At 51.3% G+C, this 26,775-nt stretch carries 23 protein-coding genes; 14 read left to right on the top strand and 9 right to left on the bottom strand.

All coding sequences use genetic code 11. The features are described from left to right. Positions 1–19: 19 nt before the first annotated feature. Together C942_RS20005 and C942_RS20000 are read left to right on the top strand one after the other, a co-directional pair. Positions 20–997, top strand: a complete 978-nt coding sequence (locus C942_RS20005) for an ABC transporter permease (RefSeq protein ID WP_007469631.1) — start codon at positions 20–22, stop codon at positions 995–997. A 3-nt stretch (positions 998–1,000) separates the two neighbouring features. Then, positions 1,001–1,942 carry an ABC transporter permease gene (locus tag C942_RS20000; RefSeq protein ID WP_007469628.1) on the top strand — a complete coding sequence of 314 codons (942 nt, stop codon included), beginning with the start codon at positions 1,001–1,003 and terminating at the stop codon, positions 1,940–1,942. A 66-nt stretch (positions 1,943–2,008) separates the two neighbouring features. On the opposite strand, the gene C942_RS19995 is transcribed toward C942_RS20000, so the two are convergent. Further along, complete coding sequence (locus tag C942_RS19995; RefSeq protein ID WP_007469626.1) at positions 2,009–3,724, bottom strand: hypothetical protein; 1,716 nt, start codon at positions 3,722–3,724, stop codon at positions 2,009–2,011. A gap of 316 nt (positions 3,725–4,040) precedes the next feature. Next, positions 4,041–5,408 (bottom strand): YjiH family protein, encoded by a 1,368-nt coding sequence (locus C942_RS19990; RefSeq protein ID WP_007469624.1) that lies wholly within the window; start codon positions 5,406–5,408, stop codon positions 4,041–4,043. Between the two features lie 368 nt (positions 5,409–5,776). Here C942_RS19990 and traF point away from each other — a divergent pair, with 368 nt between their 5' ends. Continuing rightward, positions 5,777–6,940, top strand: coding sequence for a conjugal transfer protein TraF (traF, locus tag C942_RS19985; RefSeq protein ID WP_007469622.1), 1,164 nt, complete (start codon positions 5,777–5,779; stop codon positions 6,938–6,940). An 86-nt stretch (positions 6,941–7,026) separates the two neighbouring features. Here traF and gorA read toward each other — a convergent pair whose 3' ends face one another. Continuing rightward, positions 7,027–8,382 (bottom strand): glutathione-disulfide reductase, encoded by a 1,356-nt coding sequence (gene gorA / locus C942_RS19980; protein WP_007469620.1) that lies wholly within the window; start codon positions 8,380–8,382, stop codon positions 7,027–7,029. A 192-nt stretch (positions 8,383–8,574) separates the two neighbouring features. Beyond that, entirely contained in the window at positions 8,575–9,414 is an 840-nt protein-coding gene (locus tag C942_RS19975; RefSeq protein WP_007469618.1) for a 23S rRNA (adenine(2030)-N(6))-methyltransferase RlmJ, read from the bottom strand. 215 nt (positions 9,415–9,629) lie between these two features. Here C942_RS19975 and prlC point away from each other — a divergent pair, with 215 nt between their 5' ends. Then, the gene (gene prlC / locus C942_RS19970; RefSeq protein WP_007469616.1) at positions 9,630–11,672 is read left to right on the top strand and encodes an oligopeptidase A; all 2,043 of its coding nucleotides are present in this window, start codon (positions 9,630–9,632) and stop codon (positions 11,670–11,672) included. 289 nt (positions 11,673–11,961) lie between these two features. On the opposite strand, the gene gppA is transcribed toward prlC, so the two are convergent. Both gppA and rhlB read right to left on the bottom strand, forming a co-directional pair. Further along, positions 11,962–13,452, bottom strand: coding sequence for a guanosine-5'-triphosphate,3'-diphosphate diphosphatase (gene gppA / locus C942_RS19965; protein ID WP_036801292.1), 1,491 nt, complete (start codon positions 13,450–13,452; stop codon positions 11,962–11,964). 9 nt (positions 13,453–13,461) lie between these two features. Next, positions 13,462–14,781: an ATP-dependent RNA helicase RhlB gene (gene rhlB, locus C942_RS19960; RefSeq protein ID WP_007469613.1), complete on the bottom strand. Its 1,320-nt coding sequence runs from the start codon at positions 14,779–14,781 to the stop codon at positions 13,462–13,464. 113 nt (positions 14,782–14,894) lie between these two features. Here rhlB and trxA point away from each other — a divergent pair, with 113 nt between their 5' ends. From trxA to fre, 6 genes are all read left to right on the top strand, one after another. Then, positions 14,895–15,221 carry a thioredoxin TrxA gene (trxA, locus tag C942_RS19955; protein ID WP_007469611.1) on the top strand — a complete coding sequence of 109 codons (327 nt, stop codon included), beginning with the start codon at positions 14,895–14,897 and terminating at the stop codon, positions 15,219–15,221. A gap of 199 nt (positions 15,222–15,420) precedes the next feature. Continuing rightward, positions 15,421–16,686, top strand: a complete 1,266-nt coding sequence (gene rho / locus C942_RS19950) for a transcription termination factor Rho (RefSeq protein WP_007469609.1) — start codon at positions 15,421–15,423, stop codon at positions 16,684–16,686. Positions 16,687–16,905: 219 nt separating this feature from the next. Beyond that, positions 16,906–17,901 (top strand): hypothetical protein, encoded by a 996-nt coding sequence (locus C942_RS19945; RefSeq protein ID WP_036801262.1) that lies wholly within the window; start codon positions 16,906–16,908, stop codon positions 17,899–17,901. Positions 17,902–18,035: 134 nt separating this feature from the next. Continuing rightward, complete coding sequence (ubiD, locus tag C942_RS19940) at positions 18,036–19,925, top strand: 4-hydroxy-3-polyprenylbenzoate decarboxylase (RefSeq protein ID WP_007469605.1); 1,890 nt, start codon at positions 18,036–18,038, stop codon at positions 19,923–19,925. Between the two features lie 68 nt (positions 19,926–19,993). Continuing rightward, positions 19,994–20,257: a 2Fe-2S iron-sulfur cluster-binding protein gene (locus tag C942_RS19935; RefSeq protein ID WP_007469603.1), complete on the top strand. Its 264-nt coding sequence runs from the start codon at positions 19,994–19,996 to the stop codon at positions 20,255–20,257. Positions 20,258–20,266: 9 nt separating this feature from the next. After that, positions 20,267–20,977: an NAD(P)H-flavin reductase gene (gene fre / locus C942_RS19930; protein WP_007469601.1), complete on the top strand. Its 711-nt coding sequence runs from the start codon at positions 20,267–20,269 to the stop codon at positions 20,975–20,977. Positions 20,978–21,091: 114 nt separating this feature from the next. Here fre and C942_RS19925 read toward each other — a convergent pair whose 3' ends face one another. After that, positions 21,092–21,964: a carboxylate/amino acid/amine transporter gene (locus C942_RS19925; protein WP_007469599.1), complete on the bottom strand. Its 873-nt coding sequence runs from the start codon at positions 21,962–21,964 to the stop codon at positions 21,092–21,094. Positions 21,965–22,128: 164 nt separating this feature from the next. Next, positions 22,129–22,551 carry a universal stress protein gene (locus C942_RS19920; RefSeq protein WP_007469597.1) on the bottom strand — a complete coding sequence of 141 codons (423 nt, stop codon included), beginning with the start codon at positions 22,549–22,551 and terminating at the stop codon, positions 22,129–22,131. A gap of 302 nt (positions 22,552–22,853) precedes the next feature. On the opposite strand from C942_RS19920, the gene ftnA reads away from it, so the two are divergent. The 4 genes from ftnA to C942_RS19900 all read left to right on the top strand — a co-directional run bounded on the left by ftnA (position 22,854) and on the right by C942_RS19900 (position 26,016). Beyond that, positions 22,854–23,381, top strand: a complete 528-nt coding sequence (gene ftnA / locus C942_RS19915) for a non-heme ferritin (RefSeq protein WP_007469595.1) — start codon at positions 22,854–22,856, stop codon at positions 23,379–23,381. Positions 23,382–23,450: 69 nt separating this feature from the next. Then, positions 23,451–23,789, top strand: coding sequence for a universal stress protein UspB (gene uspB / locus C942_RS19910; protein WP_007469593.1), 339 nt, complete (start codon positions 23,451–23,453; stop codon positions 23,787–23,789). A gap of 233 nt (positions 23,790–24,022) precedes the next feature. Beyond that, complete coding sequence (locus C942_RS19905) at positions 24,023–25,210, top strand: BaiN/RdsA family NAD(P)/FAD-dependent oxidoreductase (RefSeq protein WP_007469591.1); 1,188 nt, start codon at positions 24,023–24,025, stop codon at positions 25,208–25,210. A gap of 266 nt (positions 25,211–25,476) precedes the next feature. Further along, positions 25,477–26,016: a DUF3332 domain-containing protein gene (locus C942_RS19900; RefSeq protein WP_007469589.1), complete on the top strand. Its 540-nt coding sequence runs from the start codon at positions 25,477–25,479 to the stop codon at positions 26,014–26,016. 76 nt (positions 26,017–26,092) lie between these two features. Here the strand turns inward: C942_RS19900 and C942_RS19895 are convergent, their stop codons facing one another. Next, the gene (locus tag C942_RS19895) at positions 26,093–26,773 is read right to left on the bottom strand and encodes a TetR/AcrR family transcriptional regulator (protein WP_007469586.1); all 681 of its coding nucleotides are present in this window, start codon (positions 26,771–26,773) and stop codon (positions 26,093–26,095) included. Positions 26,774–26,775 lie beyond the last annotated feature (2 nt).

Below are 26,775 nucleotides of genomic sequence, written 5' to 3'. Positions count from 1 at the left end.
AAGATAAAAGGGGCAGGGAATGTTTACGTTTCTGGTCAAGCGCCTGTTTCAGGCACTGATAGTGATGTTTGTGATCAGTCTGGTGGCGTTTGCCATTCAGGATAACCTGGGTGACCCATTGCGTGAGCTGGTGGGGCAGTCGGTATCAGAAGCAGAGCGTCAACAATTGCGTGATGAGCTGGGTCTGAACGATCCGTTTCTGACAAAATACGGCCGTTTTCTTAGCAATGCGGTACAAGGGGATCTGGGAACATCCTATTTCTTCAAGCGTCCGGCTGTCGACGTGATCCTCGACAAGCTGGTGGCGACATTAGAGCTGGTATTCGGGGCAACGCTGATCATTATTGTCGTGTCGATACCGCTCGGGGTTTATTGTGCGATTCACCCCAATAACCTGTTTACCAAAACCGTGATGGCCTTCAGTAGTGTTGGGATTTCTATTCCGGTGTTCCTGACCGCGATCATGCTGATGTATGTATTCTCGATTGAGCTCGGCTGGCTGCCTTCTTATGGCCGGGGCGAGACTTATAACCTGCTCGGTTGGGAGTCGGGCTTTTTCACCCTCGATGGTCTCAAGCATTTAGTGCTGCCTTGTATTGCACTGGCGTCGATTATGTTGCCGTTGTTTATCCGTTTGGTGCGCTCGGAAATGCTGGAAGTGCTGAGCTCGGAATACATCAAGTTTGCCAAGGCCAAGGGGTTGGCAATGAATAAGATTTATTACCGCCACGCTCTGAAAAACACCATGCTGCCGGTGCTGACGGTCGGTGGGGTGCAGATTGGGACCATGGTGGCTTATACCATTCTGACCGAGACTGTTTTCCAGTGGCCGGGAACCGGCTTTCTGTTCCTTGAAGCAATTAACCGTGTTGATACCCCGTTGATCACGGCTTACGTTATTTTTGTCGGCCTGATTTTTGTGGTGACCAATACTATTGTTGACCTGATGTATGGCCTGGTTAACCCGACTGTAAACCTGACTGGCAAAGGAGAGTAAGTCATGAGTAACACGACAGTAGCCGCTCCGAGCCGTTGGGAGCGTTTTAAGAAATCAGATTTTCTGTATTACTTCCTTAGAGACAAAGTGGCGATGGCCAGCTTCGCTGTCTTTATGGTGTTTTTGGTCTCAGCATTGCTGGCTCCGGTGATATCTCCGACTGATCCGTATGATTTGTCGACCATCGATATTATGGACTCGGAGCTGCCGCCGTCCTGGATGGAAGAGGGTGACAGCCGCTTCTTGCTGGGTACGGATGATCAGGGCCGTGACATTTTTTCGACCATTCTTTACGGTTCGCGCTTGTCACTGACAATCGGCTTGCTGGCGGTAGGGCTGCAGTTGATCCTCGGGGTGGTAATCGGCCTGAGTGCTGGTTACTTCGGTGGCCGGGTAGACAGCTTCCTGATGCGTTTTGCCGATGTGCAGTTGTCGTTCTCGACCATGATGGTGGCTATTATTGTCTCGGCGATTTTCCGCACAGCTTTGGGGTCGGAGCTTTATGCCCAGTATGCGGTGGTGATGCTGGTGGTGATCATCGGTATTGCCGAATGGCCGCAGTATGCACGAACCGTGCGGGCATCGGTGCTGGCTGAGAAGAAGAAAGAGTATGTGGAAGCGGCAAGGGTGATGGGCTTTAAGGCTCCGCGGGTAATGTTCCGCCATATCCTGCCCAACTGTTTGTCTCCGATTTTGGTGATTTCAACCGTACAGGTGGCGAACGCTATTATGTCGGAAGCGGCGTTGTCCTTCCTCGGCCTTGGTTTGCCGGTCGATCAGCCATCACTGGGCTCACTGATCAGTATCGGCTTTAACTATATATTCTCCGGTTCCTGGTGGATCACCGCTTTCCCAGGTCTGGTGCTGGTGGCTCTGGTGCTGGTTATCAACCTGCTGGGTGACTGGCTACGTGATGTCTTTAACCCGAAGATTTATAAGGGCTAGGGACGAGTTACCCAAACGGAAGGTAAGAGTTAGAAATGGAAAGGCGGCCGATTGGCCGCCTTTGTTTTACTGCTTCTGGAAAGAAATGGTTGATACCACGTTACCATTGCTATCCAGGGTGCGACGATGCAGTACACCTTCGTCCCAGTTCTTACCTGCCGGCGCGTATTCCCAGCGGTTGTACTTGATGTTTGTGCAAGCTTTGCCTGGCTGGTAATTGTCATCATCACACCAGCGAACAGTGGTGTTCAACTGGGTCAGTGTCGCTTTAGCATCATTACCGTTGCCGTTGGTGGTAAACCACCAGAAGTCCATGTCTGATAGCTCCTGATAACTTATGGATAGGGGCTCAGCAATAACTGTCATCACCGCACAGTCACCATAAAACCTTGCTCCACTTACTGTTGCGCCTTTGTCATTAAAGACGTAAGTCGACTCAGCGACTTCATCACAACCTGGGAGGGTCTCGATAGCTTTCCAGGTTCCTGTGAATTCAACATAGCGTTCGGCTTCAGCGTCGTCGATTGGGTACATAAAGGTCAGAGATTCTGAAACTCGACCTTTGTGCATGCCTGACAAGATCGTTTTCTTCGTTACGGTTGTGAAAATGCCGGTGACAGCATCATAGCTGTTGGAATTAACGTTTCGCTGCAGTGCTGAGCCATCTTGCTCTTCACTGTCATCTTCTTCAACAATTTCAAAGCCTGTCATTGATGCTTCGGAACAGCTGCTGTTAGCAATGCAGCTAAAAACGCCTTCGAATCCAAGTAGATCCCAAGGGTATTGTGCGTCTTTAGTTTGTACTTCTTCTGGTGATAGCAGGTTGTAGGCAAAGGTATTACCAAGGTTAAATTGGTTATCAGTTGTAACCATTTGCGTGCTATTACATTCATGGAAACCGGATTCACGATGGGTGAATATATTGCTGGCATTACCTGCTTTACAGGTGAGGTAGTACTTTGCATATGACTCGCTGAGTGTTGAGTCGTTGGAGCCCTTCAGCACAGCTAAGTGCTCTTTATCAAAGCGGAAGGTTAAGTGTGACATACCACGCGTTGCTTCGAACAACTCAGGAGCCAGTGTCTTATCAGCCTGAACATATAGTGAAGGTTCACTAGTTGGGCTATTTTGAGCGGTTAGCGTTGTATCAATGTAGCGGAATAGTTTGCCGGAACCGCGCTGCCAGTCAGTGAGTACTTCTTTGCTGCCACGTTCCAGGCCTTTAAGTGAGTTGTTCAGGTGTGCCAGTGTTTTGTCTTCTGAAACCCAGTCACTGATATTCAGCTCTTTTTTCAGATCCGTTGCGGAAGCCATGTCATGTAACTGAACTTCGTTCAGGGCGGCTAACATTGCCGCTCCTGGGGCCTTGATGCTGTCTGGCAAGGTGATGGCACCGTCATCTGCATTGTCCATGCTCTGCAAAATACGGGCAAGATTAAGGGCCTTCTGGTAATTGCCGGTCGCTTCAAATGGTGAGGTGATCGCGCGGGCAGACGTGCTGCCGATACGCAGGCCGTGTTCTCCACCTAGGTAGAAGGTGATGGTATCGCCCTCAGCCAGATCGTAGGTACCTTCGTGATTAGTATAACCTGATTTACCGCTTGGCTTGGTAACGTAGTATAGCCCTTCAACCGGAGCATCAATGAACTTGCCTTGCGTCAGAGTTGCAGGTTGTTTGTTACCATCGGTGGATGTGTTGTTGCCTGATGAGCTACCATTACAACCAGTTACAGATAGAACCGCCGCCATTGACGCTGCTAAAACAGAATATTTAAAGTGCATTTTTTTCCTATTTAATGCTTTTTTATTCATTAATTAACAATATTGATTCACCTATCAATATTGACACCCATTATTAATGGCAATGCATATATAACAGGTTGCGTTATGTGAGCAACCGCTCACCCCAATGCGTGTGATTTTGACTGGTTTGGCCGTGTTTTCTGACTATTATTTGCCCGTAAATGCTTGTGGTGCTTATTATTTTATCTGATAAGAGGGGGCGGAGTTGGAACTATGGATGCATTAATATGCGTACAAGAAAAGGACACAAAAAAGCCAGCATAGCTGCTGGCTTTTGTTTGGAATCGACTTTGCCTTAGAAGAACAGGTGACCCATCAGGGCGATAACCGGTAGGGTAACCAAGGTACGCAGGATGAAAACCATGAACAGCTCCCACGGTTTTACCGGGATTTTGCTGCCGATCAGCAGGGCACCGATTTCCGACATGTAGATCAGCTGGGTAACCGACATAGCAGCAATTACAAAGCGGGTCAGGTCACTTTCAATGCCCGATGCCAGAATTGATGGCAGGAACATATCTGCAAAACCAACCACAATGGTCTTCGATGCTTCAGCCGCCTCCGGTAGCTGTAGTAGTTCCAGGAATGGAATAAACGGCAGGCCAAGGATTTCAAATACTGGGGTATTCTCGGCAATTACCAGGGCAACCGTACCAATAGCCATCACCACCGGCAGCACGCCGAAAATCATATCAACCGCATTTTTAATGCCTTCGGTAACTACATTACGCAGGCTGGTTACTTCGCTGGCTTTATTCAGTGCCTGCTCCAGGCCAAAGCTGGCAACACTTTTTCCGGCCGGAACAGCTTCGCAGTCTTTACCCAGATCTGAACCATCAATGTAGATGTCTTTCTTCCACGAAAGTGGCGGCAGGCGCGGAACGATAACAGCCGCAGCCAGACCAGCCAGGCAGACGGTCAGATAGAACGGGGCAAACATGTGCTCCAGGTTAACTTGGGCGATAACTACCAGGCTGAACGTGATAGAAACTGCGGTGAAAGTGGTACCGATCACTGCCGCTTCACGCTCGGTGTAAATCTTACTTTCGTATTGTTTGCTGGTCATCAGAACGCCGACACTACCGTCACCCAGCCAGGAAGCAATACAGTTCACCGCTGAGCGGCCAGGCAGATTGAAGATCGGGCGCATGATGCGGGTACATAGCGCACCGACAAACTCCAGCAGACCGAAGTTTAGTAGCAGCGGCAGCAACAGGCCTGCAAACAGGAATACAGAAAACAGCACAGGAAGCAGGTCATTCAGTACCAGTCCGCCGGTAGCGCCGTCATAGATCATGGCCGGGCCAATCTTGAAGTAAGTCATAACCACGAATACCGCACCCAGTTGCTGGACGATAAACCATGGCAGGCTCGGGTTCAGCAGGCCGTTCAGGAAACCATTTTCAGTAATCGCACGAGGTTTGAAAAGTTTGGTTAGGATGGATGCTCCGGCAGTCAGCGAGATCACGAAAGTGACGATTGCAGTCAGCATACCGTCCAGCAGGCCTTGAACCGATTTTGCCAATACGGCAATTGGAATCGTCAGGGTGTCCTGATACTGGATCGGTGCCATAAATAGGAACACGCCCAGTAGTGAAGGAATAAGGAACATCAGCCAGTTGGCTCTGTTACCGGTTGAAATGGAAATTGCCTGTTCCTGCATAAATGACCTTTAGTTCATTACTTCAGTTGAGGAGGTAATAATGGCTTTGCTGCTCTCGTGAATAAATATTCACTGCTCGTTCATAATCAGCATGTGGAAGATTACAGTTTTTATGCCACGATTGGAATACTTTGTTTGATTCTTTGTGTATTTATTCATTTTGTTCTGTGTGAAGGCGCCTATGCAGTGATGTGTACTTCAAGTGCTGTCATTATAGGAGAGCCACCAAAGAGCAATATATGATCGCCATTCCATTTATTGATTACAGTGTTATTAAATATCACTGTTGCTTATTGTTTGACCAGTTGCTCTGCCTATAAAGTGACCGCTCAATAGCGGGAATACCTTCAACGATAAGCAAGATAATTATGAAAACATCTCTTAAAGGACTATCTCTGGCAGTTGCTGCTGCACTGCCTTTTATCTCCTTTTCGTCAGTGGCTATGTTTAACGGAGCGGACGCACGTGGTGGTGCAATGGGGGGGACGGGAGTTGCCTCAGCCCAATACCTGACGGCCAGCTTCTATAACCCGGCGATGGCGACCAATTACACCAAAGGCGATGATTTTGGCATGATCCTGCCGATGGTTGCGGCAGGCGTGCATGATAGCGATGAACTGTACGACAAGATTGATGAATTCCAGAAGGTCAATGACCGTCTGAGTAATAATCCCTCTCTGGAAACACTGGAAGAGTGGAAACAGGCTTTACTGGCTTTGAATAACGGTGAAGTGGAAGTGGATGCCCGTGTCGGGGCGTCAGTGGCGCTGCCGAACCGTTACGCCAGTGCCAACCTGTTCCTGAGTGCTCAAGTTGCCAGCATGGCTAAGGCCAATATTGTTGAAAGCGATCTAGTGACACCGGATCCGGACAACCTAGCATCATCAGTGCAGGGACTGGCTGGCGGTACGGTCGATATGGGTATCACCCTGGCAAGAGAATTTGCCCTGCCGTTTCAGGGCCATCGCCTGTCAATCGGCGTTTCACCTAAGTTCCAGAAAGTTATGGCATTGAATTACCTGGCGAAGGTCAGCCAGTTTGATGACAACGACTTTGATTTAGATGATCGCAATGAAGAAAATACGTTCAACGTCGATGTCGGTTTGGCTTATAAGCCAGCCAATACGGTGACATTCGCTCTGGCGGCGAAGAACCTGCTGGAGCAAGAGTTGGATACCAATGTATCTCAGGGCACCAAAGCGACTTTCCTGGTTGAGCCGAAGTACACTGCAGGTATGGCATATGACAATGGTTGGTTCCTGCTGGCAGCGGATTTGGATTTGAATAAGCAACGCTACTTTACCGGTGCTGACTACGAGACTCAGTTTGCCCGGGTGGGTGTTGAGCTGGATGCCTGGAGCTGGGTTCAGCTGAGAGCAGGTTACAGCCACAGTATGACGGATTACTCGGAAGATGTGGTAACGGCAGGTCTGGGCTTGACCCCGTTTGGCTTGTTCGGACTTGAGCTGGCCGGTCAGTACGGCGAAGATGAGCACTATGGTGTTGCTGCCCAGCTGGCGTTTATGTTCTGATTGAGCTGAAACCCAAAAGTAGTCATCTGAGACAGAAATAAAAGAAGGAGGCTGATGCCTCCTTCTTTGTATTTGTTTTCGTTAGTTTATCTCATAGTAACGAATTCTTCTGAGCCGGTTGGGTGGATAGCAACCACGCTGTCGAAATCCGCTTTGGTGGCACCCATCTTCATTGCCACACCAAAGCCCTGGATCATTTCATCCACCGTGAAGCCGATACCGTGCAGGCCGACAACCGTTTCTTCCGGTCCGGCGCAAACCAGCTTCATTTTGCATGGCTGGCGGTTGGCGGTAACAGCGGTGTACATTGCGGTAAAGCCGGACTTGTACACTTTGATGTTTTCTTCGCCATACTTGGCAATAGCTTCAGGTTCTGTCAGGCCGATAGTACCGATTGGCGGGTGGCTGAATACCACGGTCGGTACCAGGTTGTAGTCCATCTTGGCTTCTGGCTTGTTGTTAAACAGGCGCTCAGACAGTTGGCGACCGGCTTTAACAGCAACCGGGGTCAGCTCAATGCCGCCATCCATGATATCGCCGACACAGTAGATACCTTCAATATTGGTTTGCTGGTATTCGTCGACCTTTATGTAACCGCGCTCAGTGGTTTCGACACCCGTCGCCTGAAGGTTGATTTTGTCTGTGGTCGGGTGACGGCCAATGGCCCAGATCAGGACGTCGGTATTGTGGGATTCACCGTTTTCGAAGTGAAGGGTGATTGAGCCGTCAGCTTCTTTAACCACCTCTTTTGGAATCGAGTGGGTGTGCAGAGTCGGCCCTTCGGCATCCATCACTTCAACCAGGGTTTCGATGATCATCGGGTCGAAGCTGCGCAGCGGCGACTCTTTACGGACGAACAGGTGAGTCTCGGTACCCAGGGCATTCAGGACACCGGCAATTTCAACTGCGATGTAACCAGCACCGATAACAGCGGTGCGTTTTGGCTGTTCGGTGAGCTCGAAGAAGCCGTTGGAATCGATACCGTACTCGGCACCCGGAATCGCTGGGATTGTTGGTTCGCCGCCGACGGCGATCAGGATGTGATCGGCGGTGTAGTGCTCGCCGTCTACTTCAACCGTTTTGGCATCGACAAAGCGGGCAAAGCCATTGATAACTTCAATTTTGTTGTTGCCCAATACATTGTTGTAGGCGGTGTGGATACGACCAATATAAGCTTCGCGGCTTTCAACCAGCTTGCTCCAGTCGAACTTTTTCACATCAACGTCGAAACCGTAATCTTTGGCGTACAGATGCATGGCTTCAGCAATCTGCGCGCCGTGCCACATCACTTTCTTAGGCACACAACCGACGTTCACACATGTACCGCCCAGCGCCTTGGCTTCAATCAGCGCAACTTTGGCACCATACATTGCAGCACGGTTTGCCGATGCAATACCGCCGCTGCCACCACCGATACAAATGTAATCAAAATGCTTAGCCATGACTTTCTCCGCTTATTTTACGATTTATTTAGCTCGACCTAGTGTAATCAAGAATGTGGCGACTTACGAGTGGGCGTGATCGAGAAACAGAAACGGATTCGGAATAACTTATTGACGTTAAAATAGCGGGAAAGAATAAGGCGGCACAGAGGCCGCCTTGGTAACGTAATCGCATTAAGCAAAGCTGTCGGCTTACTCCGGCACAACCCACTCAACTGTGTGGTGGCCATGGTTCGGTGCAATTACCTGTTGCAGCCATGGCAGGATAGTTTTCATCTGGCTTTCCAGCTTCCATGGCGGGTTGATCACAATCATGCCTGATGCGGTCATGCCACGCTCTTCTGTATCTGGTTCTACGCCCAGTTCGATTTGCAGGATTTTGCGGATCCCCAGATCTTCCAGTCCTTTTAGCATCTTATCGATGTTTTCGCGGTAAACCACCGGATACCAAATCGCATAAGTACCTGTTGCCCAGCGCTTGTAGCTTTCTTTGATCGCTTTGACCACGTCCATGTACTCATGCTTGAGTTCGTAAGGCGGGTCGATCAGTACCACACCGCGGCGTTCTTTCGGTGGCAGGCTGGCTTTCAGACGGGCAAACGCATCTTCTTTATAGATACGCACCTGGCGGTCACCACGGAACTCCTGCAGCAGCAGCGGAAAGTCAGCCGGGTGCAGCTCGGTCAGAACCATACGGTCTTGCTCGCGGATTTGGGCGCGGGCCACTTTCGGCGAGCCTGGGTAATAGCGCAGCTCGTCACCGTCATTCAGGGTTTTGATTGCTTCAATGTAAGATGCAATTTCTGCCGGAATATCATCCCGGGACCACAGACGGGCAATGCCTTGCTTGAATTCGCCGGTTTTTTCGCTGCGCTCGTCCTGTAGATCGTAACGTCCTACGCCTGAGTGGGTATCGTGGTAGACAAAAGGCTTCTCTTTTTGCTTCAGGGCATCAAGGATCAGGCTTTGTACAATGTGCTTTACCACGTCGGCATGGTTGCCGGCATGGAAACTGTGGCGGTAGCTCAGCATGAATGCGGTCTCTACAGGTAGTCAATGTTGGGATAGGGGGCATATTATGGCGAATTGCTGGCGAATATCCAGAAAGCGGTATGAACTTTAATCGGAACAGACGCTTTCAACGTTTAGACTATAGGGATAAGCCTTCGCAAAATCCCCGTTAAGGGATTGAATTTACGAGCGGCAAGACACATTTAATAAAGGATAAACGAATTAAGGATTAGCACATGTCGAACCCATTACTATCAATGACGGATCTGCCTCCGTTCTCCCAGATCAAGCCTGAACATGTCAAGCCTGCGGTGGAGCAGGCGATTGAAGATTGCCGTGCACAAGTCGAAGCCGTCTTGGCTAACGAGGCAGCGCCGAGTTGGGAAACGATTTGTGCGCCGCTGGCAGAAAGCGATGATCGCTTGAGCCGCATTTGGTCGCCTATTGGTCATCTCAATGCCGTGAAAAACAGCGACGCTCTGCGTAAGGCATATGAAAGCTGCCTGCCTTTGCTGTCGGATTACGGTACCTGGGTTGGCCAGCACAAAGGCTTGTACGAAGCTTATAAGGCAATCAAAGATGATGAGAGCTTTAGCTCGCTGAGTAAGGCGGAGCAGAAAACCATTACCGATGCGCTGAAAGAGTTCGAGCTGTCCGGTATCGGCCTGCCTGCGGCTGAGCAGAAGCGCTATGGCGAGATCAGCAAGCGTCTGTCTGAGCTGTCATCAACGTTCAGCAATAATGTGCTGGATGCCACGATGGGCTGGACCAAACAGATCACCGATGAAGCTGAATTGGGTGGTCTGCCTGAATCTGCACTGCAGGCTGCCAAAGCCGCCGCTGAGGCAAAATCAGTGGAAGGTTACCTGTTCAGCCTTGAAATCCCGTCATACCTGCCGGTGATGACTTACTGTGACAATCGTGAGCTTCGCCATGAAATGTATGAAGCGTTCGTGACCCGTGCTTCAGATCGCGGCCCGAATGCCGGCAAGTGGGATAACTCCGATATCATTGCCGAAAAACTGAAGTTGACCCACGAGCTTGCTCGCCTGCTGGGCTTTAACACGTATAGTGAAAAGTCGCTGGCAACCAAAATGGCAGAAACGCCGGAGCAGGTACTGGGCTTTTTGAATGATCTGGCAACCCGGGCCAAGCCGCAGGGTGAGCGCGAAGTTGCTGAGCTGCGCGAATACGCGGCCAAAGAATACGGTGCCGAGTCACTGGAGCCGTGGGATTTTGCCTACTATGCCGAGAAGCTGAAGCAGCACCGTTACAGCATTTCAGATGAACAATTGCGTCCTTACTTCCCCGAGCACAAGGTGATATCCGGCCTGTTTGAAGTGATCAAACGTGTGTTTGGTATGGATGTGAAAGAGCGAGAAGGTGTTGATACCTGGCATGAGTCGGTGAAATTCTTCGATATCTTCGACAAAGACGGCGAATTGCGCGGTAGCTTCTACCTGGATTTGTATGCCCGTGAAAATAAACGCGGCGGGGCCTGGATGGATGAGTGCATTGTGCGCCGTACCTGTCAGGACGGCAGCCTGCAGAAGCCGGTGGCTTACCTGACCTGTAACTTCAACAAACCGCTCGGTGACAAGCCGGCACTGTTCACCCATGATGAAGTGGTTACCCTGTTCCACGAAACCGGCCATGGTATTCACCATATGCTGACCAAAGTGGATGCACCGGCTGTATCCGGTATCAATGGTGTGCCGTGGGATGCGGTTGAGCTGCCAAGCCAGTTCCTGGAAAACTGGTGCTGGGAAGAAGAAGCGCTGGCGTTTATCTCCGGTCATTATGAAAGCGAAGAGCCGCTGCCGAAAGAAATGCTTGATAAGATGCTGGCGGCGAAAAACTTCCAGTCCGCGATGGCGATTCTGCGTCAGCTGGAGTTCGGCCTGTTCGACTTCACTCTGTACACCAACTACGATCCGGAAGCCGGAGCCCAGGTGCTGGAAACCCTGCACGACATCAAATCGCGCGTATCTGTAGTGCCAAGCCCTGAATGGGGACGTTTCCCGCACAGCTTCAGCCACATCTTTGCCGGTGGCTACAGTGCCGGTTACTACAGCTATCTGTGGGCAGAAGTATTGTCAGCCGATGCCTACTCACGTTTCGAGGAAGATGGGATCTTCAATACCGAAACCGGAGCCGACTTCCTGGATTGCATCCTCGAGCGCGGTGGCAGTGAGGAGCCGATGGATCTGTTCAAGCGTTTCCGTGGTCGAGAGCCGCAGATTGATGCGTTGCTTCGTCATTCCGGCATCACTGGTTAATTGGTTTTCAAACTGGTGATTTAGCCCTGCTTCTGCATCGAAAGTGCTCATTGATTACCATCAACTCTGCGCTTTCTCTTTGAATCCGGGCTAAATTCCGGCGTTTGAATTGCCAATTAGGGCTTCGTGAACATAAGGGGGGCTCATTGATACTTATCCACTCTGCGCGCCCTCTTAGCTATGAAATGAAAGTCCAGCGCCATAGATGCGCAGTCGTGAAAATAAAAAAGGCTCCTTGGGGAGCCTTTTTTGATCGCATTAATTTGTTGCAATAGGTGGTTTTGCCGGGTTAGTCGGTTTCGGCAATTATCAGTGGCCAGCCCATATCTGTCTGGCGGGTTGCTTCCTGTTGCAGCTCTGCTTTGGTTAGCGGGTTGGCATTGAGCCAGCTGGTCGACAGGCTTAGGGTCAGCGTATTGTCATCGGCAGTGATAGCAAATGACGGCTGGTGGTTATGGTCGCGGCGATGGCACAGGATCACGGCCAGGCGAAGCAGGCGCAGCAGGCGGGTGGCGCTGTGTGCCGACAGGGCGTGTTGCTCCGGCAGGCTGGTGAGCTGTTCGCGGAAACGACGCAGCAGCTCGGCGATCAGGTGCTTTTGGGCGCGGGTGTAACCTGGCAGATCACTGTTTTGGATCAGGTAGGCCGCGTGTTCACCGCTCTTTTTGAATTCGATGGTAGTACCGATTTCATGCAGTGACGCGCTGGCATGGAGCAGATATTTTGCCTGTGGTTCCAATTGCCAGGACTGGTCACAGCTGTCGAGCAGTGACAGGGCCGTTTGGGCGACGTTATCAGCATGCTGGCTGTCGAGCAGGAAGCGGGATTGCAGGCTCATCAGGGTACGCTCACGAACATCATTGTGGCGCATCTGGGTCATCATCTCATAGACCATGCCTTCGCGTAGGGCACCGCCAGCCAGGGTCATTGACTCAATTCCCAGGCTTTCGAAGATGGCGATCAGAATTGACAGGCCGCTCGGGAATACCAGGGCTCGCTCTAAGGTCAGCCCTTCAATATCCAGATCTTCCAGGCGCTCATACTGCATGGCCTGGCGCTGCATCCGCTTCAGTTTTTGCAGGGTAATGATTTCATCCATTCCCTGCGCCAACATGATTTCTTGCAGGGCCTGTACCGTGCCGCTGGCACCGACACAGGTTTCCCAGCCCAGTTTGAGGTAGTCTTCAATAATTGGTTCAATGGCGCTTTTGGCTGCATTGATGGCCGCATTGAAGTTTTCTTCGGTCAGGCAGCGATCTTTAAAGTAGCGTTCCAACCAGGTCACACAGCCAATTTTCAGGCTGGTCAGTGCGCTGGTATCAAATCCTTCACCGATAATGACTTCAGTACTGGCTCCGCCGATATCCACGACCAGTCGCTTGCCGCAGCCCCCGGAAGTATGGGCTACACCCTGGGAGATGATACGGGCTTCTTCCTCGCCGGGAATGATTTCAACGCTGTGGCCGAGGATTTCCCGGGCCTTGGAAAGAAAAGCATCGGAATTAACCGCTGTACGTAGTGCTGCGGTGCCGACAATCCGGATGTTATCAGCCGGAATATCCTGTAGGCGCTCGGCAAACAGGCTCAGGCAGTCCCAGCCACGCTGCATGGCTTCCTCACTCAGCTCGTTCTGGCTGTTGAGGCCCGCGGCAAGTCGGACTTTGCGTTTGATTTTAGCCAGTGTCTGCACACTGCCGGCAATTTCCCTCACGATCCACATGTGAAAGCTGTTTGAGCCTAAATCAATCGCGGCGTACAGGGGAGATACTGTTCTTTCCATAGGCATAATTTATTGCTGTTTCTGCTTCTGTTGCGGCTTTGGTTGCTGCGGACGACGGCGGCCACGCTGGCGTGATTGGCCCTGGCGCGATGAGTTGCTGCGACGGTTGCCGCCCTGGCGTGGTGCGCGTTGTACACTTACCGGTGCAGGCAAATCGTCTAGCAGAGCATCAGCATCATACTTGGAATGCGGGATCGCATGCTCAATGTAGGTTTCGATCGCTGGCAGGTTAATGGCGTATTCTTCACAAGCAAAGCTGATAGAGTGACCGCTTGCACCGGCACGACCGGTACGGCCGATACGGTGAACATAGTCCTCGGCATCATCAGGCAGATCGTAGTTGAAGACATGGGTTACTTGCGGGATGTGCAGGCCACGGGCTGCCACATCAGTCGCCACTAGGATATCCAGGTCGCCCTGCGTGAACTGCTCCAGGATACGGACGCGTTTTTTCTGCGGTACATCCCCGGTCAGCAGGCCAACACGGTGGTTGTCGGCGGCCAAGTGTGCCCAGATGTCTTCGCAGCGGTGCTTGGTGTTGGCAAACACGATAGCGCGATCCGGCCATTCTTCTTCAATCAGAGTCTGAAGCAGGCGCATCTTGTCCTTGTTGGACGGGTAGAACAGCTCTTCACGGATACGGTGACCGGTTTTTTGTTCCGGCTCGACAACTACGCTTTCCGGGTTGTTCATGTGCTCGAAAGCCAGTTCTTTCACGCGGTAGGACAGCGTGGCAGAGAACAGCATGTTCAGGCGTGCCTTTGGCGTTGGCATGCGGCGGAACAGGAAGCGAATATCTTTGATAAAGCCCAGATCGAACATACGGTCAGCTTCATCAAGTACAACAGCCTGGATCGAACGCAGGTCGATAACGCGCTGTTTGTAGAAGTCGATGATACGGCCACAGGTACCGATCAGGATGTCTACACCTGCTTCCAGTGTTTTCTGCTGCTTCTCGTAGGCTTCACCACCGTAAGCCAGGCCAGCGGTCAGACCGGTGCTTTCAATCAGCGGCTTAGCATCATTGTAAATCTGGATTGCCAGTTCACGTGTAGGTGCCATAATGATGGCACGGGGATGGTTAGTTTTGCGATCCTCCGCAGGCGGAGTCAGCAGCAAATGGTTAAAAGTCGCAGTCAGGAACGCCAGGGTTTTCCCTGTACCAGTTTGGGCCTGACCTGCAATGTCTCGGCCGGTGAGCACTACCGGCAATGCCAGGGCCTGGATCGGTGTACAATTGTGGAAACCTTTGGCTTCCAGGCCTTGTAAAACCTTAGGGTGTAAACCCAGGTCGGCAAATTTCTGCTCTGTGATGTGAGTCGTCTTCATTCGTATAGAATATCAGCTTAGGGTTGCATTACGAAACGGATTCCATTCAAATAGGGCAACGATTTGCTGGTTAAAATAAAATCAGCCAAGAAAATCAACCATTGGAGTGGAAGATGAGCGACAAGATTGTGCAGCTTACAGACGCAACTTTTGATAGCGACGTAATCAATGCTGCTGGCCCTGTACTAGTAGATTTTTGGGCTGAATGGTGTGGTCCTTGCAAAATGATTGCCCCAATTCTTGACGAAATCGCGGACGAGTACGAAGGCAAGCTGACTATCGGCAAGCTGAATATCGATCAGAACTCAGCGACACCGCCTAAGTTCGGTATCCGTGGTATTCCTACACTACTGCTGTTCAAAGACGGTGGAGTGGCAGCTACTAAGGTAGGTGCATTGTCTAAGAGCCAGCTGAAAGAGTTCCTGGACGCGAACCTGTAAGCAAGCTTTTTCCCGAACCGTGCGCAATTTCTCAGTTGTGCATGGTTTTACTTCCGTCTATGCTAGACGGAAGAAATGTTTAGTGCTAACTTATTGCACGTAAATTGTATATTTGTTCATTCCTTGACCAGCCCCATTGGTCGATTCTATCTCAACCTAACATAGAACCCCGATTTTGACTGACAAGAAACCCACCACTATGAATCTTACTGAACTTAAAAACCAACCTATTTCCAAGTTGGTTGCGCTTGGCGAAAGCTTAGGATTAGAAAACCTAGCGCGCTTGAGAAAACAGGACATTATCTTTTCCATTCTCAAGCAACATGCAAAAAGTGGTGAGGACATTTTTGGCGATGGTGTTCTAGAGATCCTTCAAGATGGCTTCGGCTTCCTTCGCTCTGCAGACAGTTCTTACCTTGCCGGCCCAGACGACATCTACGTTTCTCCTAGCCAAATCCGCCGATTCAACCTTCGTACTGGTGACACCATTGCCGGTAAGATCCGTCCTCCTAAAGATGGCGAGCGCTACTTTGCCCTGCTGAAAGTTAACGAAGTTAACCACGACAAGCCAGATAACGCCCGTAACAAGATCCTGTTTGAAAACCTGACGCCGCTGCATGCTAACTCTCGCATGCGCATGGAGCGTGGTAACGGTTCAACTGAAGACATTACCGCTCGCGTACTGGATCTGGCATCACCGATTGGTAAAGGCCAGCGTGGTCTGATCGTAGCACCGCCGAAAGCGGGTAAAACTATGCTGCTGCAGAACATTGCCCAGAGCATTGCCCACAACCACCCTGAGTGTGAGCTGATGGTTCTGCTGATCGACGAACGTCCGGAAGAAGTAACAGAAATGCAGCGCCTGGTTAAAGGTGAAGTTGTTGCTTCAACGTTTGATGAACCAGCTTCCCGTCACGTACAGGTTGCAGAAATGGTTATCGAGAAGGCTAAGCGTCTGGTTGAGCACAAGAAAGACGTTGTTATCCTGCTGGATTCCATCACTCGTCTGGCGCGTGCTTACAACACAGTGGTTCCTTCATCAGGTAAGGTACTGACTGGTGGTGTGGATGCTAACGCACTGCACCGTCCTAAGCGTTTCTTCGGTGCAGCACGTAACGTTGAAGAAGGCGGCAGCCTGACAATCATCGCAACGGCACTGGTTGATACCGGTTCGAAGATGGACGAAGTGATTTACGAAGAATTCAAGGGTACAGGTAACATGGAACTGCACCTGTCTCGTAAGATTGCTGAGAAGCGTGTCTTCCCTGCGATTGACTTCAACCGTTCAGGTACTCGCCGTGAAGAACTGCTGGCGAAAGCGGATGAACTGCAGAAGATGTGGATCCTGCGTAAGATTGTTCACCCGATGAGCGAAACTGATAGCATGGAATTCCTGATTGATAAGCTGTCGATGACCAAGACCAACAACGAGTTCTTCGATGCGATGCGTCGCCAGAAGTCGTAAAAATTTGCTGGTATAACGTCACAGTTTTTGAAAACGCCACCTTGTGTGGCGTTTTTTATTGGCGTTGGTTTCTGCATAATTGAGTTAAATAATATTTAATTAACATATCATTCGGAACACGATTACATTGTGTGTGGCCGTGACACTGAATCCGCAGTGTTTAGCTAACCAGGACGGGGCGTGACTGCGGAAAGCAGGTTTTCACCATAAGGAGGTGACATGCGACAAGGATGGTGCATGCTGATATTGCTGCTGGCGATGGCCTGGAATCCGGCATCGGCGGCAGAAGTGACGGAACAACAGGTAGCTCAGGCTGTCTCTTCTCCTCAGGTTCGGTTGCGGGCCTCGGCACTTCAGACCCTTTATGACAAAAGTGACTTTCGCGCACTAGAGTTCAATCTTTCCCAATTACCTCGATTAGAGCAGGAAGCCATCCGTACCTTGCTGGTGGATCACGCGGTACAAAGCAGCGAGCTGAACCAGGCCAAAGCCGACTGGCTAAAGGCGCAAGCTGAGCGTAAGCCGGAATTTACCGTGATTGAACAGGGTGATGGCTACCTGGTTACAAAATCTGCCTTCTACTATGGCGCCAAGGCCCGTGGGATGGTGTCGAAATGGCAGCAACATCTGCTGGCGGGAGAAATGCTGGTGTTGGCTGAAGGCGACAAGTTGAAACTTTCTTCCTGGCTGGCTGGCGATCTTCAAACTCAGACAACCCGTCGGGATATCTTCATCAGCCAGTTACCGAAATTGTCTGATGCGGCGGTTGAAAACCTGGTGGCGCAGTTTGTCTCTGATCCCAAACTAATGTGGCTCCCGGACAATGCAGTCATTGCTCATCTGGCGGCAGTCTCCGGAGATGAGGAGCTTTATCGCCTGCTATGGCGGCGCCGTACCGATGCTTTCAGCCTAGCGGAATTGAACCGTCTGGCAGCATTGGCTCCGGCACCGGAGGCGGTTGCCCAGCTGATGGCGGCCACCCAAAACCCCTCTCTTAAGTCCCGTGCGTATAAAGCACTGATAAATCTCAAGCCGTTGCCAGTTACTGCCCGTGAGTTTTTGATCCAGAAGCTCGGAGAGGTCGATGACGGTCAGATGGTGGCACTGGAGTTGGCGCAGCAGGGGTATCTCGACTGGCTGGAGCAGCTGGCATCAGCCAGTCACAGCAAGGTTTTACAGAATAACTTCAGGGCGGTACAGGCCCTTGCTCCATAATAGAAACCTCACTGATTTTACGGTGTTCTCAGGTTAACAACTCGTTATAATGATTCTGTTTTTCTAAATTTCCCGGCAGGTTATGTGATCAGCCGGGAATTGTCGCGTTCTGCAGAGTGGATAACAACGAGCCTATGAAATTTAAGGATCTGCGAGAGTTCATTGACTACCTGGAGCAGGAAGGTCAGCTCAAACGCATAAAGCAGCCTGTCGATCCGAACCAGGAAATAACCGAGATTTGTGACCGGACACTGCGTGCGGGCGGTCCGGCCCTGTTGTTTGAAAACCCGGTGGGTTATGACATGCCGGTGTTGGCTAACCTGTACGGCACCCCTGAGCGGGTGGCGATGGGGATGGGCCGGCAGGATGTCCGTGAGCTGCGTGAAGTCGGTAAGTTACTGGCGTATCTGAAAGAACCTGAACCGCCGCGTGGCTTTCGTGACGCACTGGATAAGCTGCCGGTATTCAGGCAGGTACTGAATATGCCAGCGAAACGCCTGCGCAAGGCTTCGTGCCAGGAGATTGTCTGGGAAGGTGATGCCGTCGACCTGGATAAGATCCCGGTGATGAGCTGCTGGCCGGGGGATGTGGCTCCGCTGCTGACCTGGGGCCTGACGATTACCAAAGGTCCGCACAAGAAGCGCCAGAACCTGGGGATCTACCGCCAGCAGAAGCTGGGCAAGAACAAGATCATTATGCGCTGGCTGGCTCACCGTGGCGGTGCGCTGGATTTGCGTGACTGGATGGAAACCCATCCGGGTGAGCCTTTCCCGGTATCTGTTGCATTCGGTGCAGATCCGGCGACTATCCTCGGCGCGGTAACGCCGGTGCCGGATACGCTGTCGGAGTATGCTTTTGCCGGCTTGTTGCGTGGCAGCAAGACTGAAGTCGTCAAGAGCATCAGTAATGATCTGGAAGTGCCGGCCAGTGCCGAAATTGTACTGGAAGGTTATATCGACCCGAATGAATTTGCCGATGAAGGCCCGTATGGTGACCACACCGGTTACTACAACGAGGTCGAGCGCCACCATGTGTTTACCGTTACTCACGTTACGATGCGCAAGGAACCCATCTATCACAGCACCTATACCGGTCGTCCGCCCGATGAGCCAGCTGTGCTGGGCGTGGCGCTGAACGAGGTATTTGTTCCGATCCTGCAAAAGCAATTCCCTGAAATTGTGGATTTCTACCTGCCGCCGGAAGGGTGTTCCTACCGCATGGCTGTGGTGACGATGAAGAAACAGTATCCGGGCCATGCCAAGCGGGTGATGATGGGAGTATGGTCCTTCCTGCGGCAGTTCATGTACACCAAGTTCGTGATTGTTTGTGATGATGATGTCAACGCCAGGGATTGGAACAGCGTCATCCATGCCATGACTACTCGCATGGATCCGGTGCGCGATACGGTGATGATTGATAATACGCCGATTGACTCGCTGGACTTTGCTTCGCCGGTGGTGGGGCTGGGCTCCAAGATGGGTCTGGATGCCACCATGAAGTGGGAAGCTGAAACTGCCAATACGCAGGAGCCGGTGAGCCTGTCAGCAGGACAACCGGATCGCGAAGCGCTGACCCGTTCTGTTCTGGATGCGTTTCCGGAGATTGTAGATTGCTATTTGCCATCGCAAGCGGCAGCTGGCGGTATGGCCATTGTGACCATCAAGAAAACCGCTGCGGGCCATGCCCGGCAGGTGATGGACGGCATCTGGGCGTTGCTGGAACCGCATACCGAGACCAAGTTCATCATCGTCTGTGATGATGATATCAATGCCCGTGACTGGAATGACGTGATCTGGGCGGTGACCACCCGGATGGATCCGAGCCGGGATACCCTGATGGTTAACCCGGCCCGAGATGATTCTGGTGATGTCGCTGTGACGGAGACAAGCTCTAAGATCGGGATGGATGCGACGAACAAGTGGCCGGGTGAAACCCTGCGCGAATGGGGTACGCCGATCACTAAAGAACCGGATGTGGTCGCCAGGGTCGATGCCATCTGGGACCAGCTGCAAATTCTGGGGTAATCTACCTGAGTTAGTCCGATAAAAACCAAGCCGGGCTGCATTATCGCCCGGCATAATGAGAACCTAACATGCATCAAATACGCCTGTTGCCCCATGACATCACTTTTTCTGCCTCAGAGCAGGAAACCGTGCTGCAGGCTGCGCTCAACGCAGGCGTCGCATTTCCTAACCGGTGTCAGGTCGGGGCTTGTGCCATGTGCCTGTGCCGCAAACTGTCTGGCGAGATAAGTTATCATCTTGAGCCTATGCTTACTGAACAGGAGCAGGCTGAAGGCTGGATCTTTACCTGTCAGGCGACGGCCAGGAGTGATCTGGTGCTGGAGTTAGACTAGAGGAAGACAATGTCCATCAAATGTGAAGTAAAGTCAGTAGAACCGTTGGCATGCAATACCTACCGTATTCTGCTGCAGCCCGAGGAAAAAATTGAATTTAAAGCGGGTCAGTACCTGCTGGCGGTGATGGGAGAGAGCGACAAGCGCCCGTTCTCAATTGCCAGTAGTCCTTGCCGTGACGGCGAGCTGGAGCTCCATATCGGTGCGGCCGAGCATAACCCGTATGCGATTGAAGTGGTAGAAACCATGAAAGCCGCCATGCAGGACGGCCGTCAGTTTGAAATTGAAGCGCCGCATGGTGAGGCATGGGTGCGTGAAGACAGCGACAAGCCGTTGTTGATGATTGCCGGCGGAACCGGTTTTTCTTATGTTCGCAGTATCCTGGATAACTGCCTGAGCCGTGGCGTGACCCAGCCGATTTTTGTGTACTGGGGCGGCCGTGACCTGTGCCAGCTGTATGCCCATGAAGAGCTGCAGGCGCTGGCAGGCAAACACAGTAACCTGACTTATGTGCCAGTTGTAGAAAGTGCACCGGAAGGCTGGCAGGGCAAAACTGGCAATGTGCTGGAAGCGGTGAATGAAGATTTCGTCAGCCTGTCGGCTTACGATATTTACCTGTGCGGCCGTTTTGAAATGGCCGGGGCGGCTCGTGAGCAATTCACGGCTGAAAAAGGTGCTGAGCGCGAGCGGATGTTTGCTGACGCGTTTGCGTTTATCTAATTGCTGAAATTAATGGCTTACTGTTAAGTTGTTAGATGCGAAAGGCGAGCTCATTGAGCTCGCCTTTGTTCTATCTGTAACTCGGTTCTGGCTCTTTGTCTCAGGTTTCAGAAACTAAGCTCTCGTCATCTCGACCTTCTTTTTCACCCAGGTTTCGTTAACCCATAGTGATGCCATGATGATCACTCCGCCGATGATTAGGCGCGGGTAGTCGACATCACGGTTCCAAATCACGATGTTGACGATAAGGCCGGCCGGGACCAGGGCATTATTCATAATGGCAAGGGCACCGGCGTTGACCATGGTCGCCCCTTTGTTCCAAATGAAGTAACCAAGCCCTGAGGCAATGGTGCCAAGGTAGATCAGGATCCCCCATTGGGTGTTGGTTGTCGGCAGTTTATCGACATTGCCGAACAGCAGGAACATTGGCAACGCAACGCAGATCGCCCCGAGGTAGAACAGGCCGAAAACAGTATGCTGCGGCAGTTGGGCTTTTTCCTGCTCCATGGTTCGCTTATAGCCGACCTGACCGATGGCAAAGCACAGGTTCGCGCCCTGAACAATCAGGAAGCCGATGATGAAGTCTTCATTGATGCCTTCAAATTTGATCACCGCAGCACCAATTACCGCGATAACAGCCGTCAGCAGGTACCAGGCCGAGAACTGACGATGCAGCAGATCGTAGATCAGGGTGACATAAATCGGGGTGAATATTGTAAACAGCAGCACTTCCGGGACGCTCAGGTAGAGGAACGACTGGTAGTAGAAGCAGTACATCAGCCCGAGCTGAAGGGCGCCGACTATCATCAGTTTAACTGCGAGTTTCGGGTGCAGGTGCTGCTTGCGCAGGAACGGCAGGAAAACCAGAGCCGCCAGGACAACCCGGGTCAGCACGGAAAACCAGGCATCAACCTGGCCTGCCAGGTAAACCCCAATCAGGCTGAAAGAAAAGGCCCAGAGCAGGGTGACAGCAGATAAATATCCCATATCAATAACCAGTTAACATCCATTCAAAATTTGGCGTAGTTTACCGGAATTCGCTGCGGGGAAATATGGATAACGGGTGTGGGTATTGGTGGTCGGGGGAGTCTGTCGGCGATCAGTTCTGTGATCGCCGGCCGGTCAGGAAGCGTAAGATGATTTATGGGTGTTTATTTCAGCGGGATCATCAGTAAATCGACAGGGGTCTGGTTGAGTAACTGCTTGGCTGAAGACAGGATTTTGCTCCAGAAGTCCTGATGATGGCCACAAACAACCAGTTCGACATCAATGTCATTGATCGCGTGGCAGATTTCGTCGCTGAGGTCGCCACTGCCAACCAGGGTATGGGAGACCGGATAGTTGGCTTGGTTAGCCAGGGCCTGAAGCTGTTTTTGGGCATCTTCAGCCATCCGATGCTGGGCATCGGACAGGTTAATATCGATCAGCCCGGTGTAGAGCTCGGCGTAGTTAACGTCAATGTGGATAAGGGATAGTTTGGCATCCAGTTTGCGGGCAAGATCCGCCGCTTTTCTGACCAGGACAAAGCTGTCATCTGAGAGGTCGATAGCGACCATAATGTGTTTATATGCCATACCTTTTGCTCCTTAAATCCTTATTCTTTATAACTTTCATGCTAGCACTGAGTTTTCCCGAATAATATCGCTCAGATCCCATCCTGGCAGCGTTTCAGTATCAGGTTCAGGAGGCAGGTCAAATTCTTAACGAAAAGCGGCTAGAGTGGCGCTGATGCGCAAAATGGGAGGGTGAGCCGGATATTTTAAACCGGTGATTCCTTTAAGTTGCATTCTCAATTTTGCGCGGTGACAATGACTTATCAGCGATCTCATACCGATTTTTGAGATTGGTATAAACTAAAATAAATAGGAGTAGTGCGATGTTAGCTCAAGCAATGGTTGAAAAACTTAACGAGCAAATCAACCTGGAGTTCTTTTCTTCAAACCTTTACTTGCAAATGAGTGCCTGGTGTGAAGACAAGGGCTTCGAGGGAGCCGCAGCATTCCTGCGCGCTCATGCCGTTGAGGAAATGGAACACATGCAGCGTTTGTTTACTTATGTCAGCGAAACCGGTGCGATGCCGATTTTGGGTTCGATTGAAGCGCCGAAGCATGAGTTCGCATCACTGGGTGAAGTATTCCGCGAAACGTATGAACACGAGCAGTTTATTACCGACAAGATCAACAAGCTGGCTCATGTTGCGTTTACTACCCAGGACTACTCAACATTTAACTTCTTACAATGGTATGTGGCAGAGCAACATGAAGAAGAAAAACTATTTAAAGGCATTCTAGATAAGATTGAACTGGTGGGTGAAGACGGCAAGGCTCTGTTCTTCATCGATAAAGATCTTGCCGAGATGGCAAAAGCTGAGTCTACATCGGTTATGGATACACAGGCTGGCTAATCATGGTGAAGGGCGTGCCGGGCACGCCCCCCAATGACCCTGCCAGCAGCTTAGTTTCGGGGGTTGTTTATGATTAGTGGTGATGCACTTCTATTCGCTCTCTTTCTGGTCGCAGTCATTAATGTTTCACGTTATGTCAGTACTTTGCGTACGTTACTGGCGGTAATGCGTGAATGTGACCCACTTCTCTACCAACAGGTCGACGGTCCGGGATTTTTTACCTCTCATGGTAATGTCTCCAAGCAGATCCGCCTGTTTCACTACATCCGTGGTCAGCAGTACCAGAACCACCATGATCCGGTATTCATGCAAAAGTGCGTGAAGGTTCGGAAGTTGTTTGTTCTGGCCAGCACTTACCTGATGGTCTTTTTTGTATCGATTTTTGTCGTCGCTTATCTCGGTATTTGAGATATCCAAGCGGCTCTACTTTCCATCTGGCATTTTTCGGTGGGTTGGGTGGCATACTAAATATGTAACCTGCGATATCGGTTAGCTTGTCGCGGGATTTCGTTTGGTGTTCGGCGTCCGGGTAGGTAGAATAGCCGGGCTTAGAGGGATGCAGGCCAGTCGGTCCTGGCATCCCTTTTTCATTGCTTAGCAAAAAGCGTTTTGACATACGGTTTAGCAAAAACGGTACAGAGATGGCAGACAAGTTTGATGTGGTAATTATAGGGGCAGGTGCCGCCGGGTTGATGTGTGCGGCAGAAGCCGGCAAGCGGGGGCGCTCGGTGCTGGTGGTTGACCATGGCAAGAAACCGGGGCGTAAGATCCTGATCTCAGGTGGCGGGCGCTGTAATTTCACCAACTACGATGTGGATGCCAATAACTATGTTTGCCGTAACCCGCATTTTGTTAAATCGGCACTGTCCCAGTACACCCAGTGGGATTTCATAGCGATGATTGCCAAACATGATATTGCCTATGAAGAGCGTGAGCATGGTCAGCTGTTCTGTGAGGATTCAGCCAAAGATATCGTTAACATGCTGCTGGCTGAGTGTGACTCGCCGACAGTGGAGCAGCGTTACCGTTGCGATGTTCATGATATCCGCAAGACTGACTCCGGTTTCAGCCTGACACTCAATACCGACACCGTGGAGTGTGAATCCCTGGTGGTGGCGACCGGTGGTCTGTCGATGCCTAAACTGGGGGCGACACCGTTCGGTTATCAGATTGCCGAGCAATTTGGCTTGAAGATGGTGTCGACCACTGCCGGTCTGGTGCCGTTTACCCTGCATAAGGAAGAGAAAGAGGCATTTGCTGAACTGTCAGGCATTGCCTTCCCTGCGGTAGTGGAAGCAGAAGACGGCACTACATTTAAAGAAAATCTGCTGTTTACCCACCGCGGCCTGTCCGGGCCGGTGATCCTGCAGATTTCTTCGTACTGGACGCCGGGTCAGAAGGTGACGATTGACCTGTTGCCTGATCTGGAACTGGCGGAAACGCTGACGACGATGCGAGAGAAGCACCCGAACCAAAGCCTGAAGAATTCACTGTCCCGTCTGCTGCCTAAACGTCTGATTGAAGTTCTGATTGCCCGTGGTGACATCCATGACAAGCCGTTGAAGCAGTTCAACCCGAAAGAAATTACCGCTATGGCAACCTATTTCCATCAGTGGCAGATCGCGCCGAACGGCACCGAAGGTTACCGAACCGCGGAAGTGACGTTGGGCGGGGTAGATACGGATGAGCTGTCTTCCAAGACGATGGAAGCGAAGAAAGTACCGGGTCTGTTCTTTGCCGGAGAGGTGATGGACGTCAGCGGCTGGCTGGGTGGTTATAACTTCCAGTGGGCCTGGAGCTCAGGTTATGTTGCTGGTCAGAACGCCTGATAGCTGTTTCGGCATAACTAAAAAAAGCTGAAAAAGTCACAAGCGGCGCCTTAGGCGCCGTTTTTGTATCTGTTGAGTGAATGAGAGTGAAGCGGATTGATACGGTTTTCAGGATGGTGTTTACCGTGCTTTCACCATGAATGAACAGGCTGCGAACATCAGTGAAAATTCAGAAAATTTCATAGAAAACCCCTCTTTTCGGCGTGGTGGAAATCTCTATAATCCGCAGGCTTTTTTACCAATCCCATTCCTGGAGTAAGCCGGATATGAAAACAACCTCTTTGAAAATTGCCGCAGTGGCAGTACTTGTCACTTCGCTGTCTGGCTGTATTGGCCAGATGGGGACTTCTCAGCTAGTGACCAAAGCTAATCTGAGTGCGGTGGATAACCGCTACGGTCGTGCCGGTCTGTTTGTGCTGTTGAGCCCGGTGTATGGCCTGGCGGCGACCGCTGATCTGTTCATCTTCAACACCATTGAATTCTGGACTGGTAAGAACCCGATCACCGGCAAGTCCCCGGCGGTGGCCGATCAGCCGGTTGATGCCATTTTTAAGGTCAACAGTAAGCTGGATAAGTCGATGACAACCGTGCCGCTGGCCAGCGTTAAGAACAGCGACATTGAATCAGCCAGTTTTCGTCAGTTGGATGACAAGACACTTGAAATGACAGTAGCTTATCGTAATGGTGGTACTGCCGTGCTGCGAGGTGAGAAAGCCGGTGAGGTGGTGAATTTTTACCTAGATGGTGAGTTTATTTCTGCGGTTAACCTGGACGAATTGAGCCAGTATGCCGATAACCTGGCGTAAGCCAGTTAGAGCACAGTGTTATTGCTGAAGCGGGAGCTGGTCTCCCGCTTTTGGGTATTTATTCTGGGAGAGTGTTTTAGGAGCCGGTTTTATATGTGCTGAACTCTGTGTCTGTTTGCGGAGACAGCCCCTGCCACAGGATTTGGAATGCACCGTTCTGATAGTCTGATTGTTCGGCCAGCTCCGGTTGTTCGGCAAACAAACCGGCGCAGGTCAGGAAATGGCTGTGGCAGAACGACAGCACCAGCTCCAGCGGCAATGGAGCCAGCAGGTGTTGTTCCTGACCCTGTTTAATTAGATCGACCAGAAAAGCCATGGTTGCCATCATCAGCTCCCGGTGCTGACTGGCGTCAAATTGCGGGTCCAGGGGGATTTGCTGTAGGAATTTCAGCTTATCCGGATTGGTTTGAGCCCACCTCAGCGCCTGTTGCCAGTAATCTTGTACCTGACCGCGGAGGGCTTGAGGGCTGCACTGTTTCAGCTTTTGTTTCTGTTGACGCTCTTGCTTTCGTTGAATGGCTTTTTCCTGAGCATTCAATCCCGGCTGGCGCATCTGCATGGCACCGCTTAGTTCCTGTTTGATGTTACTGTAAAGGGACAGGACCAGTGCCTGCTTACTGGAAAAATGGTGAAACAGGGTACCGGTTGCAACCCCGGCCAGATTGGCGATGCTGGCGGTAGATGTGGACTGGATCCCCTGGTTTACGAACAGCTCCAGAGCACTGTCGAGGATGCGCTGTTTTTTGCTCTTTTCCATCG

It is taken from the genome of Photobacterium marinum, from assembly GCF_000331515.1.
In the GTDB taxonomy this organism is placed as follows: Bacteria; Pseudomonadota; Gammaproteobacteria; order Enterobacterales; family Vibrionaceae; genus Photobacterium; species Photobacterium marinum.
This window is presented reverse-complemented; position numbering and strand designations above follow the sequence as displayed.

Excerpts from the sequence above, each read along its gene's own strand:
- gppA (WP_036801292.1), bottom strand. The coding sequence starts at position 13,452 with ATGGAAAGAACAGTATCTCCCCTGTACGCCGCGATTGATTTAGGCTCA.
- ubiD (WP_007469605.1), top strand. The coding sequence starts at position 18,036 with ATGAAATTTAAGGATCTGCGAGAGTTCATTGACTACCTGGAGCAGGAA.
- C942_RS19895 (WP_007469586.1), bottom strand. The coding sequence starts at position 26,773 with ATGGAAAAGAGCAAAAAACAGCGCATCCTCGACAGTGCTCTGGAGCTG.
- traF (WP_007469622.1), top strand. The coding sequence starts at position 5,777 with ATGAAAACATCTCTTAAAGGACTATCTCTGGCAGTTGCTGCTGCACTG.
- ftnA (WP_007469595.1), top strand. The coding sequence starts at position 22,854 with ATGTTAGCTCAAGCAATGGTTGAAAAACTTAACGAGCAAATCAACCTG.
- C942_RS19900 (WP_007469589.1), top strand. The coding sequence starts at position 25,477 with ATGAAAACAACCTCTTTGAAAATTGCCGCAGTGGCAGTACTTGTCACT.
- C942_RS19905 (WP_007469591.1), top strand. The coding sequence starts at position 24,023 with ATGGCAGACAAGTTTGATGTGGTAATTATAGGGGCAGGTGCCGCCGGG.
- trxA (WP_007469611.1), top strand. The coding sequence starts at position 14,895 with ATGAGCGACAAGATTGTGCAGCTTACAGACGCAACTTTTGATAGCGAC.
- C942_RS19990 (WP_007469624.1), bottom strand. The coding sequence starts at position 5,408 with ATGCAGGAACAGGCAATTTCCATTTCAACCGGTAACAGAGCCAACTGG.
- C942_RS20000 (WP_007469628.1), top strand. The coding sequence starts at position 1,001 with ATGAGTAACACGACAGTAGCCGCTCCGAGCCGTTGGGAGCGTTTTAAG.
- fre (WP_007469601.1), top strand. The coding sequence starts at position 20,267 with ATGTCCATCAAATGTGAAGTAAAGTCAGTAGAACCGTTGGCATGCAAT.
- gorA (WP_007469620.1), bottom strand. The coding sequence starts at position 8,382 with ATGGCTAAGCATTTTGATTACATTTGTATCGGTGGTGGCAGCGGCGGT.
- C942_RS19920 (WP_007469597.1), bottom strand. The coding sequence starts at position 22,551 with ATGGCATATAAACACATTATGGTCGCTATCGACCTCTCAGATGACAGC.
- C942_RS19975 (WP_007469618.1), bottom strand. The coding sequence starts at position 9,414 with ATGCTGAGCTACCGCCACAGTTTCCATGCCGGCAACCATGCCGACGTG.
- rhlB (WP_007469613.1), bottom strand. The coding sequence starts at position 14,781 with ATGAAGACGACTCACATCACAGAGCAGAAATTTGCCGACCTGGGTTTA.
- C942_RS20005 (WP_007469631.1), top strand. The coding sequence starts at position 20 with ATGTTTACGTTTCTGGTCAAGCGCCTGTTTCAGGCACTGATAGTGATG.
- C942_RS19935 (WP_007469603.1), top strand. The coding sequence starts at position 19,994 with ATGCATCAAATACGCCTGTTGCCCCATGACATCACTTTTTCTGCCTCA.
- C942_RS19925 (WP_007469599.1), bottom strand. The coding sequence starts at position 21,964 with ATGGGATATTTATCTGCTGTCACCCTGCTCTGGGCCTTTTCTTTCAGC.
- C942_RS19995 (WP_007469626.1), bottom strand. The coding sequence starts at position 3,724 with ATGCACTTTAAATATTCTGTTTTAGCAGCGTCAATGGCGGCGGTTCTA.
- C942_RS19945 (WP_036801262.1), top strand. The coding sequence starts at position 16,906 with ATGCGACAAGGATGGTGCATGCTGATATTGCTGCTGGCGATGGCCTGG.
- rho (WP_007469609.1), top strand. The coding sequence starts at position 15,421 with ATGAATCTTACTGAACTTAAAAACCAACCTATTTCCAAGTTGGTTGCG.
- uspB (WP_007469593.1), top strand. The coding sequence starts at position 23,451 with ATGATTAGTGGTGATGCACTTCTATTCGCTCTCTTTCTGGTCGCAGTC.
- prlC (WP_007469616.1), top strand. The coding sequence starts at position 9,630 with ATGTCGAACCCATTACTATCAATGACGGATCTGCCTCCGTTCTCCCAG.